This window comes from Halomonas elongata, assembly GCF_029081005.1.
Classification (GTDB): Bacteria; Pseudomonadota; Gammaproteobacteria; order Pseudomonadales; family Halomonadaceae; genus Halomonas; species Halomonas elongata_B.
This window is the reverse complement of the sequence record NZ_JAJQTQ010000096.1, coordinates 1-445: the sequence shown is the minus strand read 5'-3', so window position 1 is coordinate 445 and position 445 is coordinate 1. Positions and strand designations below refer to the sequence as shown.

Below are 445 nucleotides of genomic sequence, written 5' to 3'. Positions count from 1 at the left end.
AAGCTGTACTCATTGCCGTCGTGGTTAAGCTCTTCACGCAGGGCCATCAGCAGCTCAGCGTCTTCATATTCGGCACGACTTATCACCCCAAGGCCATAAATCAGCTTCAGGCGTACAGAGAGATCGCCGAGCGGCCCGCTGCCCTCCAGCAAGGGCTCGACGGCGTATTTCACCGCGTAGTCGTCTTTACGGAACACCTGAAGCACCAGAATATTGACCGCTTCCGTTAACAGCTCGACGGTGGCGATCAGGAAGCTTCGTACGGTTTTGCCAGCATTCAGACGCTCAAGCACACGGTTTTCAAATGCTTGTGTTTCTTCCATCATTGCCTGCATATCTGACAGGAGTCGTAATGGGCGCGACGTCGGCCGCGCCAGGTTGTGCATCATTTTTCCGCGTTGTAGTCGTTAACGGCCTCCGCGACGACATCACTTGCGGCATCCAG

General features: G+C 55.1%; 1 protein-coding gene. It reads right to left on the bottom strand.

The features are described from left to right. Positions 1-386, bottom strand: a 386-nt coding sequence (gene mtlR / locus LU493_RS19600) for a mannitol operon repressor MtlR (protein ID WP_275289479.1), incomplete at its 3' end; no start/stop codon positions are given. Positions 387-445 lie beyond the last annotated feature (59 nt).